15 protein-coding genes are annotated in these 15,904 nt (G+C 32.0%); 13 read left to right on the top strand and 2 right to left on the bottom strand.

Features of this window, described 5'->3' with window-relative positions:
- Positions 1-2 precede the first annotated feature (2 nt).
- The 12 genes from FOL89_RS00495 (at position 3) to FOL89_RS00550 (ending at position 11,995) form a co-directional block, all read left to right on the top strand.
- Positions 3-1,178: a hypothetical protein gene (locus FOL89_RS00495; RefSeq protein WP_144280889.1), complete on the top strand. Its 1,176-nt coding sequence runs from the start codon at positions 3-5 to the stop codon at positions 1,176-1,178.
- Positions 1,153-2,286 carry a glycosyltransferase family 4 protein gene (locus tag FOL89_RS00500; protein ID WP_144280890.1) on the top strand — a complete coding sequence of 378 codons (1,134 nt, stop codon included), beginning with the start codon at positions 1,153-1,155 and terminating at the stop codon, positions 2,284-2,286. Before FOL89_RS00495 ends, FOL89_RS00500 begins: the two co-directional genes overlap by 26 nt.
- The gene (locus FOL89_RS00505) at positions 2,283-3,305 is read left to right on the top strand and encodes a glycosyltransferase family 4 protein (protein WP_144280891.1); all 1,023 of its coding nucleotides are present in this window, start codon (positions 2,283-2,285) and stop codon (positions 3,303-3,305) included. Before FOL89_RS00500 ends, FOL89_RS00505 begins: the two co-directional genes overlap by 4 nt.
- Before the next feature lie 42 nt (positions 3,306-3,347).
- Positions 3,348-4,478, top strand: a complete 1,131-nt coding sequence (locus FOL89_RS00510) for a glycosyltransferase family 4 protein (RefSeq protein WP_144280892.1) — start codon at positions 3,348-3,350, stop codon at positions 4,476-4,478.
- The gene (locus tag FOL89_RS00515; protein ID WP_144280893.1) at positions 4,479-5,513 is read left to right on the top strand and encodes a polysaccharide biosynthesis protein; all 1,035 of its coding nucleotides are present in this window, start codon (positions 4,479-4,481) and stop codon (positions 5,511-5,513) included.
- 110 nt (positions 5,514-5,623) lie between these two features.
- Positions 5,624-6,049, top strand: a complete 426-nt coding sequence (locus tag FOL89_RS00520; RefSeq protein WP_144280894.1) for a WxcM-like domain-containing protein — start codon at positions 5,624-5,626, stop codon at positions 6,047-6,049.
- 63 nt (positions 6,050-6,112) lie between these two features.
- On the top strand, positions 6,113-7,231 hold the full coding sequence (locus tag FOL89_RS00525) for a polysaccharide biosynthesis C-terminal domain-containing protein (protein WP_144280895.1): 1,119 nt from the start codon (positions 6,113-6,115) through the stop codon (positions 7,229-7,231).
- A 48-nt stretch (positions 7,232-7,279) separates the two neighbouring features.
- Entirely contained in the window at positions 7,280-8,419 is a 1,140-nt protein-coding gene (wecB, locus tag FOL89_RS00530) for a non-hydrolyzing UDP-N-acetylglucosamine 2-epimerase (RefSeq protein ID WP_144280896.1), read from the top strand.
- 2 nt (positions 8,420-8,421) lie between these two features.
- Positions 8,422-9,615, top strand: coding sequence for a glycosyltransferase family 4 protein (locus tag FOL89_RS00535; protein WP_144280897.1), 1,194 nt, complete (start codon positions 8,422-8,424; stop codon positions 9,613-9,615).
- 2 nt (positions 9,616-9,617) lie between these two features.
- Positions 9,618-10,223: a sugar transferase gene (locus FOL89_RS00540; protein ID WP_144280898.1), complete on the top strand. Its 606-nt coding sequence runs from the start codon at positions 9,618-9,620 to the stop codon at positions 10,221-10,223.
- 18 nt (positions 10,224-10,241) lie between these two features.
- Positions 10,242-10,838 carry an acetyltransferase gene (locus FOL89_RS00545; protein WP_144280899.1) on the top strand — a complete coding sequence of 199 codons (597 nt, stop codon included), beginning with the start codon at positions 10,242-10,244 and terminating at the stop codon, positions 10,836-10,838.
- Between the two features lie 20 nt (positions 10,839-10,858).
- Positions 10,859-11,995 carry an aminotransferase class I/II-fold pyridoxal phosphate-dependent enzyme gene (locus tag FOL89_RS00550; RefSeq protein WP_144280900.1) on the top strand — a complete coding sequence of 379 codons (1,137 nt, stop codon included), beginning with the start codon at positions 10,859-10,861 and terminating at the stop codon, positions 11,993-11,995.
- Between the two features lie 28 nt (positions 11,996-12,023).
- On the opposite strand, the gene FOL89_RS00555 is transcribed toward FOL89_RS00550, so the two are convergent.
- Together FOL89_RS00555 and porX are read right to left on the bottom strand one after the other, a co-directional pair.
- Positions 12,024-12,788 (bottom strand): exodeoxyribonuclease III, encoded by a 765-nt coding sequence (locus tag FOL89_RS00555; protein WP_144280901.1) that lies wholly within the window; start codon positions 12,786-12,788, stop codon positions 12,024-12,026.
- 96 nt (positions 12,789-12,884) lie between these two features.
- Positions 12,885-14,429: a T9SS response regulator signal transducer PorX gene (gene porX, locus FOL89_RS00560; protein ID WP_144280902.1), complete on the bottom strand. Its 1,545-nt coding sequence runs from the start codon at positions 14,427-14,429 to the stop codon at positions 12,885-12,887.
- A gap of 256 nt (positions 14,430-14,685) precedes the next feature.
- Between porX and FOL89_RS00565 the strand changes: the two genes are divergently transcribed.
- Positions 14,686-15,891, top strand: coding sequence for an HD domain-containing protein (locus FOL89_RS00565; protein WP_144280903.1), 1,206 nt, complete (start codon positions 14,686-14,688; stop codon positions 15,889-15,891).
- The last annotated feature ends 13 nt before the right edge of the window (positions 15,892-15,904 follow it).

Raw genomic sequence — 15,904 nt, forward strand, 5'->3', positions numbered from 1 at the left:
TTTTGAAATTACTGTTAATTTTTCTATGTATTTTTTTAACGTTATATAATGTTAATAACGTTTCATTAACTGTAACTTATAGTGATATTATATTTCTTGTTTTATTCATTATTTTTGTTAACGATGTGTTTAAAAAAGGCTTGTCTTTTGATAAATTTTCAAAATTATGGACTTTTTATTTAGCTATTTTAGTAATTTCAGGTTTAATTAATTTTACATTTTTAGAAGGAAGATTTTTGAATATATTTAAAACCTATTTCTTTAGCTTAGTATTATATATTATGGTCTATTCATACATACTGAAAAATAAAATAAAAATAAAAACATTCTGTATATATACTATTATTCTGTGTAGTTTTTTTTTAGTAAAAACATGGGGAGAGATGCAAAGTAAACTCAGCAACATAGATACTGGCTTTACAAACGTTGATTTATTTGAATCCTCATTGAATCTAAATACTTGGGGTTATATTTTAGTTTTATTTTTGGTATTTACATTTTACTGTTTAATCAGTAATATTTATACAAAATTTAGCCTAATGTTTAGTGCTGTAATTTTAATCTTTATATTTTTCAGTTACAGTAGAACAGCATACAGTCTTTCTATTTTATCAATTGTATGGACATTTCTTTTCGTAAACAAAAGAAACATAAGAAATATCATTATTCCTGTACTTTTTATAAGTATAGTATATCTATTATGGGAAACACTAGGAATTAAAACTTCTGATGCGGCATTAGATTTTATTGATAAAAAATCTGGTAATTATGGAGATGATCTTATTAACACTAGATTTTATATTATTAATATTGAACCTCTTATCGAAAACTACGAAAAATTCAATCCTATTCAGGCGTTTATTGGGGACGGTGTCTCAGTTCAGCATAGCTTTTTTTCCCATACACTTATTGTTACAGGAATTATTGGGTTTGTTATATATTTAAAAAGATATATTTATATAATAAAATATTTATATTCAAGTATTAAAAAAAAGGTGCAAACTAAAAAAGCAAAAATGTTATTACTCTTAGTTATTATTATTTTAATAAATGATTTTGTTACCAATGTTTCTGCATATTTGCCATTTGCAGCATATTTATCTTCTGTCATAATGGCATATATTATGGCAGATATTAATAAAATAAAAATGTATGGAGTTGAAAGAAAGCAATGTTAAAAATATAATATTTCCTATTGAATTTAATCATTTTTCAGGAGGGATGATACATTCCGTAATGGATTTAGCAGAAGCATTAACTGAAAATTATAATGTATATGTATTAGCAAATAAGGAAGCTGAAGTATTGAAATTTAATAATAAAATAAAACCTTTGGTTTTAAAAACAAATTGGTCAATTTCTATAAATAAACCAATAAAGACACTCAAAACATATTTTAAGGTGAGACAGCTTTTAAAAAGCTTCAATAAAAAAAATACTATCGTCTTTACAAATAATGTAGGAAGTGAATTAATATTTTCAGGATTTGGATTTTTACCAGCTGTACCTTTAAATCGGATTTTTGTTTCAAGAGGTGGATGTTATGAAGGGAAAACAGGCTACTTTATTAAAAAAGGATTTAACAGCATCAAACATTTTGTTGCAACATCAAAACACCAGTCAGATATCCTCGAAAATATCGGTATTATTAAAAGTAAAATAACAATTATTAATAATGGTATTGATATTAATAGAAGCTTAGGGTATCAATATCAGTTTCAAAAACAAAATAGAATAAGATTATCAATCGTAGGCTATATAAGTGAAAATAAAAATCAGATTTTAGCAGTAGAAGTTTTAAAATCACTTATTAAAAAAGGATATGACGTAGAATTGAATATTTATGGTCTTGCTGTAGCAGATTCAGATAAAAAATATAAGAATAAATTATTACTAAAAATTAAAGAACTTGAGCTGGATAATAGAATTAATTTCAAAGGATTTAAGTCTGATGTAAAGAATATTTATGAAAATACAGATATTTTATTGTCATGTTCTCTCTCAGAAGGTTTTGGGCGTGTAGTTGTAGAAGCTATGGCGTTTGGAATTCCTTGTGTGGGCTTAAAACAATCAGGTGGGCTTAATGATATTATTATCAATAATGTAAATGGCTTTCTTACAAGTACCGACAAAAATAATATCGCATGTAAAATCGAAGAGCTAATTAATAAGTCAGAAATAAGAAATGAAATAAGCATTAATTCTATAAATTCTTATGAATCAATGTTTAGTAAAAAAATAATGATTGATAAATACATAAACTTTTTAAAAACAAAAGTCGTATGACGATTTTATATCTTTACGCAGAGCTAATGGGATACCAAATTCCTGTTTTTAAAGAATACGTCGAACAATACAAAGCTAAGGTTCATGTAGTTCACTGGGATAAAAATAAATTAACACCGTATCAACCTCCAAAAATTGATGATGTATTTTATTATGCAAGATCTAAATATGAACATATAGCGCTTGAGGAATTGGTATCGGAGATTAAGCCGGATATTGTTTACGTCTCTGGTTGGATGGATAAAGGATATCTGAGAATTTGTAAAATTCTAAAACTAAGAGGAATTCCAATTGTAGCAGGAAGTGATACCCAAGTAAAAAAAACATTAAAACAAAAACTTGGTGTGATTTATTTTAAATTGTTTTTGAAAAAATACTTTAGTTATATTTGGGTCGCTGGACCTTATCAATATGAGTATGCAAGAAAATTAGGTTTCACTAAAAATGAAATTATTTTTAATTGTCTATCGGCAGATATCACTTTATTCAGTCTTCAATCTCCAAAAAAAATAGTTCCCAAAAAATTTATTTTTGTTGGAAGATTAGAACAAATTAAAGGAGTCGAAATATTACTTGATGCTTGGAAGGCAATTAGTGATAAAAAAGATTCAACCCTAACTTTTGTAGGCAATGGCAGTTTGAAAAATACTATTTTGTCGCGTAATATAGAAGTTATTGATTTTCTTCCGCCAGAAAAATTATCAATCTTATTAAAAAATTATGGAATTTTAATCTTACCTAGTCTAGAGGAGCCTTGGGCATTAGTTATACAAGAGGCTATGGCATCTGGACTCCCAGTAATTGCATCTAATCTATGTGGTGCTGCGCCAGTATTTATTACAAATAATTTCAATGGTTTTCTGATCAATCCTAATAATATTGAAGAATTAAAAAATAAAATAAATTATATTATAAATCTTGAAGAAGAGAAACTTGTAGATTTAGCTAAAAATGCTTTGGAGAAGTCTACTGTAATTACTCCAAAATTAGTTGCTGCATCATTTATTTCTGTGATTTAGATTTTTTTATTTACATACTTATAATATAATAAATTATTGAAAATGATTTTAGGAATAGATGCTTCGAATATAAAAGCAGGTGGTGGATTGACACATCTAAAAGAAATTATTAAATGTGGAAACCCAGAAAAATTTGGTATTAATAAAGTAATTGTCTGGTCAAATAATAATACTTTAAAAGCACTACCCGATAATACTTGGCTAGTGAAGAGAACTCACCCTTATCTCAACAAATCATCATTTTGGTCTTTCATTTTTCAAATTTTTATTCTCTCAAATAAAGCAAAAAAAGAAAATTGTAATCTTATTTTCGTACCTGGTGGAACCTTTTTAGGTACATTTAGAAAGATTGTATCAATGAGCCAGAATATGTTGCCATTTGAAAAGTTGGAACAAAACAGATTTACAGCTTGGAAGACAAAATTAAGATTTCAAGTACTTTATTTCACTCAATCAATAACCTTTAAAAAATCAAAAGCAGTTATTTTTTTAACGAGCTATGCAAAAAACTACATAATTAAAAAAATCAAATTAAAGAATAGATACGAAATTATTCCTCATGGTATTAATCTTAACTTTCTTAATGAGCCAAAAACACAGAATCCTATAAGTTTTTATTCAAAAACACAACCTTTTAAATTATTATATGTTTCGATTGTTACTGTTTATAAACATCAATGGAATGTCGCTGAAGCTGTAATTAGGTTAAATAAAGAGGGATATCCTGTGGAGTTGGATTTAGTGGGTGATTTTATAAATGATTCCTTAGAAAAAGTAAACAAAATTAAAAGTACAGATAAATACAATTGTATTAATTATAAAGGCTTAATTCCTTATGAGGAACTTGCATCTATTTATAAGAATGCGGACGGTTTTATTTTTGCGTCTTCATGTGAAAATATGCCTATAATTTTAATTGAAGCTATGACAGCTGGTTTACCTATTTCGTCATCTAATATGGGACCTATGCCAGAAGTACTAAAAGATGGAGGATTTTATTTTGATCCTTTAGATGTTAATTCCATTTATTTGGCATTAAAAGAAATGTTAGATAATGAGAAACTTCGTCAACAAAAATCGTTAATTTCATACAATAATTCAATTTCCTATACTTGGAAAGAATGCTCTGATAAGACTTTCTATTTTTTATCTACAATAGCAAAACAATCATAAATGAAAATACAAAATAAAACACTTTTAATAACGGGAGGTACAGGCTCATTCGGGACAGCTGTTCTCAACCGTTTTTTACAAACCGACCATTTTAAAGAAATCCGTATTTTTTCTCGTGACGAGAAAAAGCAGGATGACATGAGAAACCTATACAAAAACGATAAAATTAAATATTATATCGGTGATGTTAGAGATTTTTCCAGTGTTGAGCCGGCTACAATAGGTGTAGATTATATCTTTCACGCTGCAGCATTAAAACAGGTGCCTTCGTGCGAGTTTTTTCCGATGCAGGCAGTGAAAACCAATGTTGAAGGTACTCAAAATGTGATACGTGCAGCTACTGCGAATAAAGTACAAAAAGTAATCTGCCTTTCTACGGATAAAGCAGCTTATCCTATCAATGCAATGGGAATTTCCAAAGCAATGATGGAGAAAGTAGCCGTTGCAGAATCCAGAAATACCTCTGAAACTGTAGTTTGTCTTACTCGTTACGGAAATGTAATGGCTTCCAGAGGATCTGTAATTCCTTTGTTTCTGAATCAGATTCAGAAAGGAGAGCCGATTACCATTACAGATCCTAATATGTCTCGTTTCTTTATGTCTTTAGAAGATGCGGTAGATTTGGTTTTGTTTGCTTTTGAACACGCAAATCCTGGAGATTTATTTGTAAACAAAGCTCCTGCGGGAACCATTGGTGATCTGGCAAAAGCATTAATTGAATTAACAGGTAAAGAAGTTCCTGTAAAAGTAATAGGAACCCGTCACGGAGAAAAATTGTATGAAACACTTTGTACACGTGAGGAAATGGTTAAAGCAGAAGATATGGGCGATTTTTATCGCATACCTGCAGATAATAGAGATCTGAATTATGCACAGTATTTTTCTGAAGGTGAAGAAGATATTTCAAAGATTGAAGATTATCACTCTCATAATACAGAACAACAAGGGGTAGAAGGATTAAAAAAACTAATTTCCACCTTACCATTGATCCGAAAAGAAGTTTTTGGGGAAGATGTTATGCAGTATCCTTATTAGCACTTGATGATTGGTAAATAGTGATTAGTGATTAGTAATTAGTATTTGAGGATTTGACGAGATATGAGAATGCGTAAATATTTAGAAGTAAAGAAAAACCGAAGGAACTAATGACCAATAACCAATTACAAATTACTGGTAGCAGACATCAGGACGAACGAGGAATCATTACTTATAATAATGATTTTAATGCATCACAAATCAAAAGAATTTACACTATAGAAAACACCTCAACAGAATTTATTCGTGGTTGGCAAGGTCATAAAGTAGAGCAGAGATGGTTTGCATGTATGAAAGGAAGTTTTGAAATTTCTGTAATCAGAATAGATGATTTTGAAAATCCGTCTAAAGATTTAACAATTCAGAAATATCTTTTAACAGAGGAAGTATTAACTTACCTGCATATTCCTTCCGGCTGTATCACTGCAATTCAGTCAAAAGAAGAAGACAGTAAGCTATTGGTTTTAGCCGATTATGGTTTGGGGGAAATTAGTGATGAGTACAGATATAGTTTAGATTATTTTAATAATATATAAGCATAAGATTTTTAACTAATTGATATTTCTCAATAGTTTAAGTTTGCCAAAAGCATTTAAAAAATGAAAAAAATCGGAATTACCGGTCAGAATGGTTTTGTCGGAAGACATTTATACAATACTTTAGGTTTGTTTCCTGAAGAATTTAAACTTATAGATTTCAAAAAAGAATATTTTGAAGATCAAAACCAACTTGATCAATTTGTGAAACAGTGTGATGTTATTGTACATCTTGCTGCAATGAACCGACACGAAAACGAGGAATTCATCTATGAAACCAATGTTGGTTTAGCAAAAAAGTTAGTTGATTCACTTGTAAGAACAGCATCAAAAGCTCACGTTATGATTTCTTCTTCAACTCAGGAAGAAAGAGATAATTTATACGGAAAATCAAAAAAAGAAGGAAGAGAAACTTTAGCCGACTGGGCTGAAAAGAATGGAGGAAAAATTACAGGATTAATCATTCCCAATGTTTTCGGAGCTTTCGGAAAACCTTTTTACAATTCTTTCATTGCTACTTTCTGTCATCAATTAACCCACGGAGAAACTCCTACAATTGCTACAGATGGAGAAGTGAAATTAATTTATGTTCAGGAATTGGTTGATATCATCATTTCTGAAATAAGAGAAGGCAACAGCAAATCTGAGTTTTTCATTGAACCTACCGCAACAAAAAAAGTTTCTGAAGTTTTAGCATTATTAAATGACTATAAAACGAAATACTTTGACGGCGGCGAAATTCCAGTAATTAATGATACGTTTGAACATAATTTATTCAATACTTATCGTTCATACATTGACTATAAAACTCATTATCCGGTAAAATTTACGCAGCATACAGATCCGCGCGGGGCTTTTGTGGAAGTCATTCGTTTGGGAATTGGCGGACAATGTTCATTTTCAACAACCGTTCCGGGAATTACCCGCGGAAATCATTTTCATACAAGAAAAATTGAAAGATTTGCAGTGATCAAAGGAAAAGCTTTAATCCAACTTAGAAAAATTGATTCTGATGAGGTTTTAGATTTTTATTTGGATGGAGATGAGCCTGCTTATGTTGATATGCCAGTCTGGTACACGCACAATATCAAAAATATTGGAGAAGAAGAATTGTACACAATTTTTTGGATCAACGAAGCATTCAATCCTGAAAATGCAGATACTTATTTTGTAGAAGTTTAAATTTTATTTAAATTAAGGCTGAATCAAAGGATAACAGCAAATAGCTATATGAAAAAACTAAAAGTAATGACGGTTGTTGGAACACGACCGGAGATTATTAGATTATCAAGAGTATTAGATGCTTTAGACGCATCCGAAGCAGTAGAACATATCATTGTACATACTGGACAAAATTACGATTACGAATTAAATCAGATCTTTTTTGAAGATTTAGGACTTCGTAAACCGGATTATTTTCTTGAAGCTGCCGGAAAAACAGCAACAGAAACAGTAGGAAATATTTTAATTAAAATAGATCCTTTATTGGAAGAACTAAAACCGGATGCATTTTTGGTTTTAGGAGATACCAATTCTTGTTTGTGTGCAATTCCTGCAAAGAAAAGACATATTCCTATCTTCCACATGGAGGCAGGAAACAGATGTTTTGATCAGAGAGTGCCGGAAGAAACCAACCGTAAAATTGTAGACCATACTTCAGATATTAACCTAACTTATTCTGATATTGCAAGAGAATACCTTTTAAGAGAAGGTCTTCCTGCAGATAGAATCATCAAAACGGGTTCTCCAATGTTTGAAGTTTTGACTCATTATTTACCGCAAATTGATGCGTCAAATGTTCTTAAAAAATTAAATTTAGAGGAAGGTAAATTCTTTGTAGTTTCATCTCACAGAGAAGAAAATATCAATTCTGAGAAAAATTTCAGAGGACTGATGACTTCATTAAATGCAATTGCCGAAAAATACCAATATCCGATTATTGTATCAACGCATCCGCGTACTCAAAACATGATTGATAAGATGCGGATTGAAATGCGTCCGGAAATTCAGTTTTTAAAACCTTTGGGATTTCATGATTATAACGCATTGCAGAAAAGAGCATACGCTGTTTTATCAGATTCCGGAACTATTTCAGAAGAATCTTCAATATTAAACTTCAGAGCCTTAAATATTCGTCAGGCTCATGAAAGACCGGAAGCAATGGAAGAAGCAAGTGTGATGATGGTAGGTTTGTCTCCGGAAAGGATTTTACAGGGTTTAACGCAGGTTTTGCAGCAAAAAGTAGGAATGGAGAGAAATTTCAGATCTGTCTCTGATTATTCAATGCCGAATGTTTCTGAGAAAGTGGTAAGAATTATCATTTCTTATACAGATTATATTAAAAGAACAGTTTGGTCGGAAGAAATTTAAAAATGAATATACTTTTTTTGACTTTAGTTGAAATCAATTCTGTAGAAGATAGAGGTATTTATCAGGATTTGTTGCGGAAATTTCGCAATGAAGGTCATGATGTTACCATTGTAACACCTGTTGAAAGAAGGAAAGGAATTCCAACTAATTTCAGTGAAAAAGAAAATGTTTCTATTCTTCAGGTAAAAACATTTAATATTCAGAAAACCAATATCATCGAAAAAGGTATAGGAACTTTGGCTATTGAATATCAATATCTTTCAGCGATTAAAAAACACCTTGCCAATAAAAAATTTGATTTGGTATTATATTCTACCCCGCCAATTACATTTGTCAAAGTAATTGAATATATAAAAAAAAGAGATCATGCAAAGTCTTATTTACTTTTAAAAGATATTTTTCCGCAGAATGCTGTAGATATGAATATGATCAAAAAGAATGGTTTTTTGCATAGACAGTTTGTAAGGAAGGAGAAAAAATTATATAAGATTTCAGATACCATCGGATGTATGTCTCCTGCAAACGCAGATTTTATTTTGAGGCATAATTCGGAGATTGAGAAAAGCAAAGTTGAAGTGAATCCGAATACAATTGAGCCTAAAGATTTCAATTATTCAGAAGATCAGAAAATTGCCATTCGTAAAAAATATGGAGTTCCTGTTGACAAAAAGGTTTTGATATATGGTGGCAATTTAGGAAAACCACAAGGTTTAGATTTTCTGTTGGAAACTATTGGGGCAACTAAAATTGAAAGTATATTTTTTTTAATTGTAGGAGATGGTACAGAATTTTCAAAAGTTCAGGAGTGGTTTAATAATATAAAACCGTATAATGCAAAACTCCTGCAACGTTTGCCAAAGGATGATTATGATCAGCTTTTATCTTCCTGTGATGTAGGTTTAATATTTTTGGACAGAAATTTTTTAATTCCTAACTTCCCATCTCGCCTCTTATCCTATCTGGAAATGAAAATGCCGGTAATTTCAGCTACAGATCCCAATACGGATATTGGAGATATCATTGAAGATGCAAATTGTGGTTACAAAGTCATTGCCGGAGATCAAGCCGAAATGCAGATAAAACTTAAAAATCTAATACATGATGATGTACAGACTTTAGGAAATAATGCATTTAGGTTATTAGAGAAAGAATATTTAGTTGATAGATCTTATAATCTGATTATAGAAAAAATATAGAGATGTACAAAAACTATTTTAAACGCCTTTTCGATTTTTTCGTAGCCTTATTTGGGCTGTTGCTACTCAGTCCGATATTTGTATTAGTGATGGTGAGTTTATACTTTGCCAATAGCGGCAAACCATTCTTTTTTCAGGCAAGACCAGGAAAAGATGATCGTATCTTTAATATTATTAAGTTCAAAACAATGAACGACAAAAAAGATATTCATGGAAACCTTCTTTCCGATGCAAAAAGGCTTACTCCAATAGGAGCTTTTGTCAGAAAAACATCTTTAGATGAGCTTCCACAATTAATTAATGTTTTAAAAGGAGATATGTCATTGATTGGTCCCAGACCTTTGTTGCCGGAATATTTATCTTTATATAATCATACTCAAAAGCGTCGTCATGAAGTTAGACCAGGAATTACAGGTTGGGCACAAATAAATGGCAGAAATGCTATTTCGTGGACAAAGAAGTTTGAACTGGACGTTTGGTACGTCGATAATCTAAGTTTCATGACAGATTTAAAAGTTTTTTTGATGACATTTAAAAAAGTTTTTAAAAGTGAAGGTATTTCACAGGAAGGTCAGGCTACAATGGAAGCTTTTAATGGAAGTAATTAACTAAATTAACATCCTATAATGTACTTATACGGAGCAAGCGGACACGGAAAGGTAATTGCTGAAATTGCTGAAGAAAATAATATTGCTATAGACGCATTTATAGATCAAAATGTTTTAAAAACCAAGTTTTTAGAATACAAAGTTTTGCACGGCATTCCTGATATGGATGCAGATTTTATAATTTCTATAGGAAATAATTTTACTCGAAAAAAAATTGCCGATTCAAATCCTACTCTGAATTTTATGAAATTATTTCATCCGAGATCAATTATTTCTAAAAGATGTGTAATCAATATTGGAACTGTTGTAATGGGAGGTGTTACCATTAATCCTGAATCAAAAATTGGCAGACATTGCATTATTAATACCAACTCTTCGATAGATCACGACTGTATTATTGAGGACTTTGTACATATTTCTCCAAATGTAGCATTAGCAGGTGATGTAAAAGTAGGTGAAGGTACTCATATTGGAATTGGAGCAAATATAATTCAGGGCATAAGAATAGGAAGGTGGTGTACAATCGGAGCAGGAGCTGTTATAATTAAAGATATTCCTGACGGAGCTACAGTGGTTGGGAATCCCGGAAGAATTATAAAAATTAAAAATAATTAGTAATATTTCACATTAAATATATGAACTCAAAAATATGGCTTTCCTCGCCACATATGGGTGGAAACGAACAAAAATACGTAAATGAAGCTTTTGAATCTAATTGGGTTGCCCCTTTGGGACCAAATGTTGATTGCTTTGAAAAAGATTTGGAAACCTTTTTAAACGAAAATGTGAAAGTTGCAGCACTTTCTGCAGGGACGGCAGCGTTGCATTTAGCTTTGATTGAATGTGGAGTTCAACATGGGGACGAAGTGATTTGCCAGTCAATGACATTTTCTGCCTCCGCAAACCCAATCGCTTACTGCGGCGCAACTCCCGTTTTCATTGACTCCGAAAAAGATACCTGGAATATGTGCCCGGTTGCTTTAAAAGAAGCTGTGGAAGACAGAATTTCTAAAGGGAAAAAGCCCAAAGCAATTATTGTTGTTCATTTGTATGGTATGCCTGCAAAAATGGATGAGATTTTAAAAATTGCTTCGGAATATGAAATTCCTGTTATTGAAGACGCTGCCGAAGCTTTAGGATCAACTTATAAAGGTAAATCCTGCGGAACTTTTGGACGATTCGGCATTTTATCTTTTAATGGAAATAAAATCATAACAACTTCCGGAGGTGGAGCTTTGGTTTGTCATAACCAGGAAGATAAAGATAAAGCGGTTTTCCTTTCAACTCAGGCAAGAGATAATGCTCCTCACTATCAGCACTCTCACATCGGCTATAATTATCGTATGAGCAATATTGTAGCGGGAATTGGTCGTGGACAAATGGAAGTTTTGAATGATAGAGTAGAAGCACGCAGAAAGATGCATGATTTCTATGTTGAAATATTTAAAAACATCGAAGGTGTTGAAGTGTTTTCAGAACCAACTGCTGATTATTTTTCTAATCATTGGCTTTCTGCAATTGTTGTAAATCCGGAGATTACCGGGAAAACACGAGAAGATTTAAGACTGGCTTTCATGGAAGATAATATAGAATCACGCCCTTTATGGAAGCCGATGCATTTGCAGCCTGTTTTCGCTGATGCACCTTATTACGGAACAGATGTTTCCGAAAAATTATTTAATGATGGTCTTTGTTTGCCTTCAGGATCCAATCTTACGGATGAAGATCGCAAAAGAATCAAAACCATGATCAATAATTTTTTTAATAAATAATTTAAAATTGGTTAAAAGCATCAATCAATTATATCATAATTTCAACCAAAGCGGGGCAGTGATCTGAATGCACTGCCTCTTTTAAAATCACAGCGCGGGATAACTGGTCTTTTAGTGAATACGAAGTGAAGTTGTAATCTAAACGCCATCCTTTGTTTTTAGCTCTGGAATTCTGTCGGTAACTCCACCAAGTGTAATTATCCGGCTCGCGATTAAAATATCTGAAACTGTCAATGAGTTCGCACTCCTCAATAAAACGGGTCATCCATTCGCGTTCCATCGGCAAAAATCCGGATACATTTTTAAGACGAACAGGATCATGAATGTCTATCGCATGATGACATATGTTGAAATCTCCCGAGATAATAAGATTAGGAATTGTCTTTTTTAAATTTTTAATATAATCTAAAAAATCATAGCAGAACTGCATTTTAAAATCCAGCCTTTCTATATTAGATGCCGAAGGTACATATACCGAAATAACCGAAAACCCTTCAAAGTCGGCACGCATTATTCTTCCTTCATTATCATAGCTTTCGATACCGCAACCATATTCAACATGATTAGGTTTTATTTTAGAGGCAATCCCGACTCCGCTGTATCCTTTCCTTACTGCAGAATGCCAATAGCTTTTATAGCCTGCTTTTTCAAGACTTTCGATATCAATCTGATCCGTTCCTGCCTTACTTTCCTGAATACAGATTATATCAGGATCAGCAGTGTTCAGCCATTTTAAAAAGTCTTTGGTAAATGCTGCTCGGATTCCGTTGACATTGTAAGTAATTAATCTCATATTTCAAAAATATAAAAATTCGGGCAGAAATATTTGAATTTTCCGCCCGAATCAGTTTACATTTAGATCAGCAATCAAGTTTAAGGTAATGCCAGATTATTTTGGCTCCAGAATACTGATGGGAATAATACATTCCTCCAGAGAAATTCCGCCGTGCTGATATGTTTCTTTATAATAATTTACAAAATGATTGTAATTTTTGGGATAAGCAAGGAAAATATTATTTTTAGCAAAAATATATTTTGAGCTTAGATTTCCTTTAGGTAAAAATAGCTTTTCAGGATTTGTTATAGCCCAAACATCGCTTTCGTCATAGGTTAGACTTTTTCCGGTTTTATAGCGAATGTTGGTAGAGGTTTCTCTGTCCCCTACAACGCGGCTTGGTTTTTTGACATAAACAGTTCCGTGATCAGTGGTGATGACCAGTTTAAATCCGTTTTCAGCTGCGCTTTTAATGATTTTTATTAATGAAGAATTTTCAAACCAGTTCATCGTTAAAGATCTGAATGTTTTATCATCGCGAATCAGCTGATCTACAATGTGATTGTCGGTTTTTGCATGAGATAAAATATCAATAAAATTGTAGACAATTACCAGAAGATCATTGTTTTTGTGCTGATTAAAATCTTCATAAATCTTTTTTTCAAAATCAGCATTCAACACTTTCAGATATTTCATTGATTTTGAATTAAGACCGATTCTTTTCATCTGATCTTCAAGAAAATCACGTTCAAATTCGTTTTTATTTCCTTCTTCATTATCATTGAACCATTTGTCAGGAAAACGCTTCTCAATTTCTGAAGGCAAAAGTCCTGCAAAGAAAGAATTTCTCGCATACTGTGTTGCAGTAGGCAAAATGCTGTAATAGTAATCTTCTGAAACTTTGTTATAAAATTTTGTAAAAAGAGGTTCAATCACTTTCCATTGATCATAGCGAAGATTGTCGATCATCAGAAGCAAAACTTTATCTTTTTCAACTTCTGGTTTTATTTTATCTTTAAAAAGGGTATGGCTCATCATCGGCTTTTCCGAACCTTTCAGCCATTCTTCGTAATTATTCTCAATAAACTTGGCAAACTGAATATTGGCTTCCTCCTTTTGTGACTGTAGCAGGTCTGAGAATTCATTATCAGTTACCTTATCGAATTTCAGTTCCCAGTTGATGATTTTTTTGTAATAATCTGCCCATTCCTGATACGTTTTCAGATAAGAAAGTTCCATGGAAAGGTTTCTGAATTCCTGCTGATATTGCAGAATAGTTTTTTGCTCTACTAAATTATCTTCCTGCAGGTTTTTTTTCAGTGAAAGTAATATTTGATTGGGATTCACAGGTTTTAGAATGTAATCGGCAATCTGAGAGCCGATGGCTTCTTCCATGATATGCTCTTCTTCACTTTTGGTAACCATTACGATTTTCAGTGAGCTGTCTCTCTGTTTAATCATCGGAATAGCTTCCAGTCCCGAGATTCCGGGCATATTTTCATCAATTAATGTTAACGCAAACTTTTCAGATTCAATAAGTTCTAAAGCTTCATTTACATTGTTAACAGGCGTTACCTGATAACCTTTTTTTTCGAGAAAAACGATATGCGGTTTCAGCAGATCTATTTCATCGTCAATCCATAATATTTTATCTGACATACAAGTTTTATTTTTTTGTTGAGTAATGGCATCAAAATTACGACCAATTAATTTTAATTTCTCACAAAATGATCACCTTAAAAGTTAAATCTTAGTTAAAAGAATTTTGATCGTTAATTAAAATGCAATTTTTATATGAAGATATGATAAATATTGTAATCTCAATAGATGCAAATTAAATTCTGGTAATAATAATCTTCTGTATAGCTAATTCTGGGTTTAAAAAGTTAATTTTGCATACTTCATCCTAATTTCTATGCAGAACAAGCTTAAAATCATCAACGATCCGGTACACGGTTTTATAAAAATTCCTCATGAAATTCTTTTTGATGTAATTGAGCATCCCTATTTCCAAAGATTAAGGAGAATTTCACAGACAGGTCTTCTTAACCTTATTTTTCCCGGAGCAACTCATACAAGATTTCACCACGCAATAGGAGCCATGCATCTAATGTTTACTGCTTTAGAAACTTTAAAACAAAAAGGTGTGAAAATTTCGGAGGATGAAGAAAAAGGAGCCATGTTGGCCATTTTGATGCACGACATTGGTCATGGTCCTTTTTCACACGCATTGGAAAGCATGCTGATGGATGACTGGCATCATGAAAAACTTTCTTTGTTGTTGATGAGCAGGCTAAATGATGAGTTTGATGGGCAGTTGTCTGTGGCAATTCAGATGTTTCAGGGGAAATACCACAGAAAATTTTTCAATCAGCTAATCAGCTCCCAGTTGGATGTTGACAGGTTAGATTATCTTAACAGAGACAGTTTTTTTACCGGAGTTTCTGAAGGAAATATCAATACCCAGAGAATCATTTCTATGATGAATGTCTGTGAAGATGAGTTGGTAATTGATGCAAAAGGAGTTTATTCTATTGAAAATTTTTTAACGGCAAGAATGTTTATGTATTGGCAGGTTTACTATCATAAAACATCAGCTTTGGCAGAATTTATTTTAGTGAAAATTTTAGAAAGAGCTAAATATTTGTCTTCTCAGGGAATAAATCTGCCGGCAACAGAAAATCTGAAGTATTTCCTCAACAGAAGTAAAAGTGCAGCTACGGAAGAAGATATTCTGCGCTTTACTGAGCTGGATGACAATGATATTATTCAGGCAATGAAAATTTGGCAGACGGCAGATGATTTTATTTTATCTTACTGGTGTAAATGTGTTGTTCAAAGAAACCTTCCAAAAACAATTATTTCCTCAAAACCTTTTGAAAAAGATTTTATTATGGAAAAGATAAGAATGAGCAATGAATTTTTCGGAATTGATAATTCGGAAGAACTAGTCAATGAGATACAAAGAGAATTAAGACCTTATAATACAGAAAAACAGCCTATCTATCTCTTACAGAAAAGCGGAAATATCATCAAGTTAAACGAATCCGAAGATCAGCTCTTGTCGGGATTGATTATGAATAAAACCCAACGTTACATTCTCGCTTTTCCGAGAATATGAATTTGTTTTTCAT

Origin of the sequence: Chryseobacterium echinoideorum, assembly GCF_007474535.1 — a bacterium.
Taxonomy (GTDB): domain Bacteria; phylum Bacteroidota; class Bacteroidia; order Flavobacteriales; family Weeksellaceae; genus Chryseobacterium; species Chryseobacterium echinoideorum.

Bases quoted from the DNA above. Each gene is read 5' to 3' on its own strand.
- wecB (WP_144280896.1), top strand. From the start codon at position 7,280: ATGAAAAAACTAAAAGTAATGACGGTTGTTGGAACACGACCGGAGATT.
- FOL89_RS00565 (WP_144280903.1), top strand. From the start codon at position 14,686: ATGCAGAACAAGCTTAAAATCATCAACGATCCGGTACACGGTTTTATA.
- FOL89_RS00535 (WP_144280897.1), top strand. From the start codon at position 8,422: ATGAATATACTTTTTTTGACTTTAGTTGAAATCAATTCTGTAGAAGAT.
- FOL89_RS00520 (WP_144280894.1), top strand. From the start codon at position 5,624: ATGACCAATAACCAATTACAAATTACTGGTAGCAGACATCAGGACGAA.
- FOL89_RS00505 (WP_144280891.1), top strand. From the start codon at position 2,283: ATGACGATTTTATATCTTTACGCAGAGCTAATGGGATACCAAATTCCT.
- porX (WP_144280902.1), bottom strand. From the start codon at position 14,429: ATGTCAGATAAAATATTATGGATTGACGATGAAATAGATCTGCTGAAA.
- FOL89_RS00510 (WP_144280892.1), top strand. From the start codon at position 3,348: ATGATTTTAGGAATAGATGCTTCGAATATAAAAGCAGGTGGTGGATTG.
- FOL89_RS00525 (WP_144280895.1), top strand. From the start codon at position 6,113: ATGAAAAAAATCGGAATTACCGGTCAGAATGGTTTTGTCGGAAGACAT.
- FOL89_RS00540 (WP_144280898.1), top strand. From the start codon at position 9,618: ATGTACAAAAACTATTTTAAACGCCTTTTCGATTTTTTCGTAGCCTTA.
- FOL89_RS00500 (WP_144280890.1), top strand. From the start codon at position 1,153: ATGGAGTTGAAAGAAAGCAATGTTAAAAATATAATATTTCCTATTGAA.
- FOL89_RS00515 (WP_144280893.1), top strand. From the start codon at position 4,479: ATGAAAATACAAAATAAAACACTTTTAATAACGGGAGGTACAGGCTCA.
- FOL89_RS00555 (WP_144280901.1), bottom strand. From the start codon at position 12,788: ATGAGATTAATTACTTACAATGTCAACGGAATCCGAGCAGCATTTACC.
- FOL89_RS00550 (WP_144280900.1), top strand. From the start codon at position 10,859: ATGAACTCAAAAATATGGCTTTCCTCGCCACATATGGGTGGAAACGAA.
- FOL89_RS00545 (WP_144280899.1), top strand. From the start codon at position 10,242: ATGTACTTATACGGAGCAAGCGGACACGGAAAGGTAATTGCTGAAATT.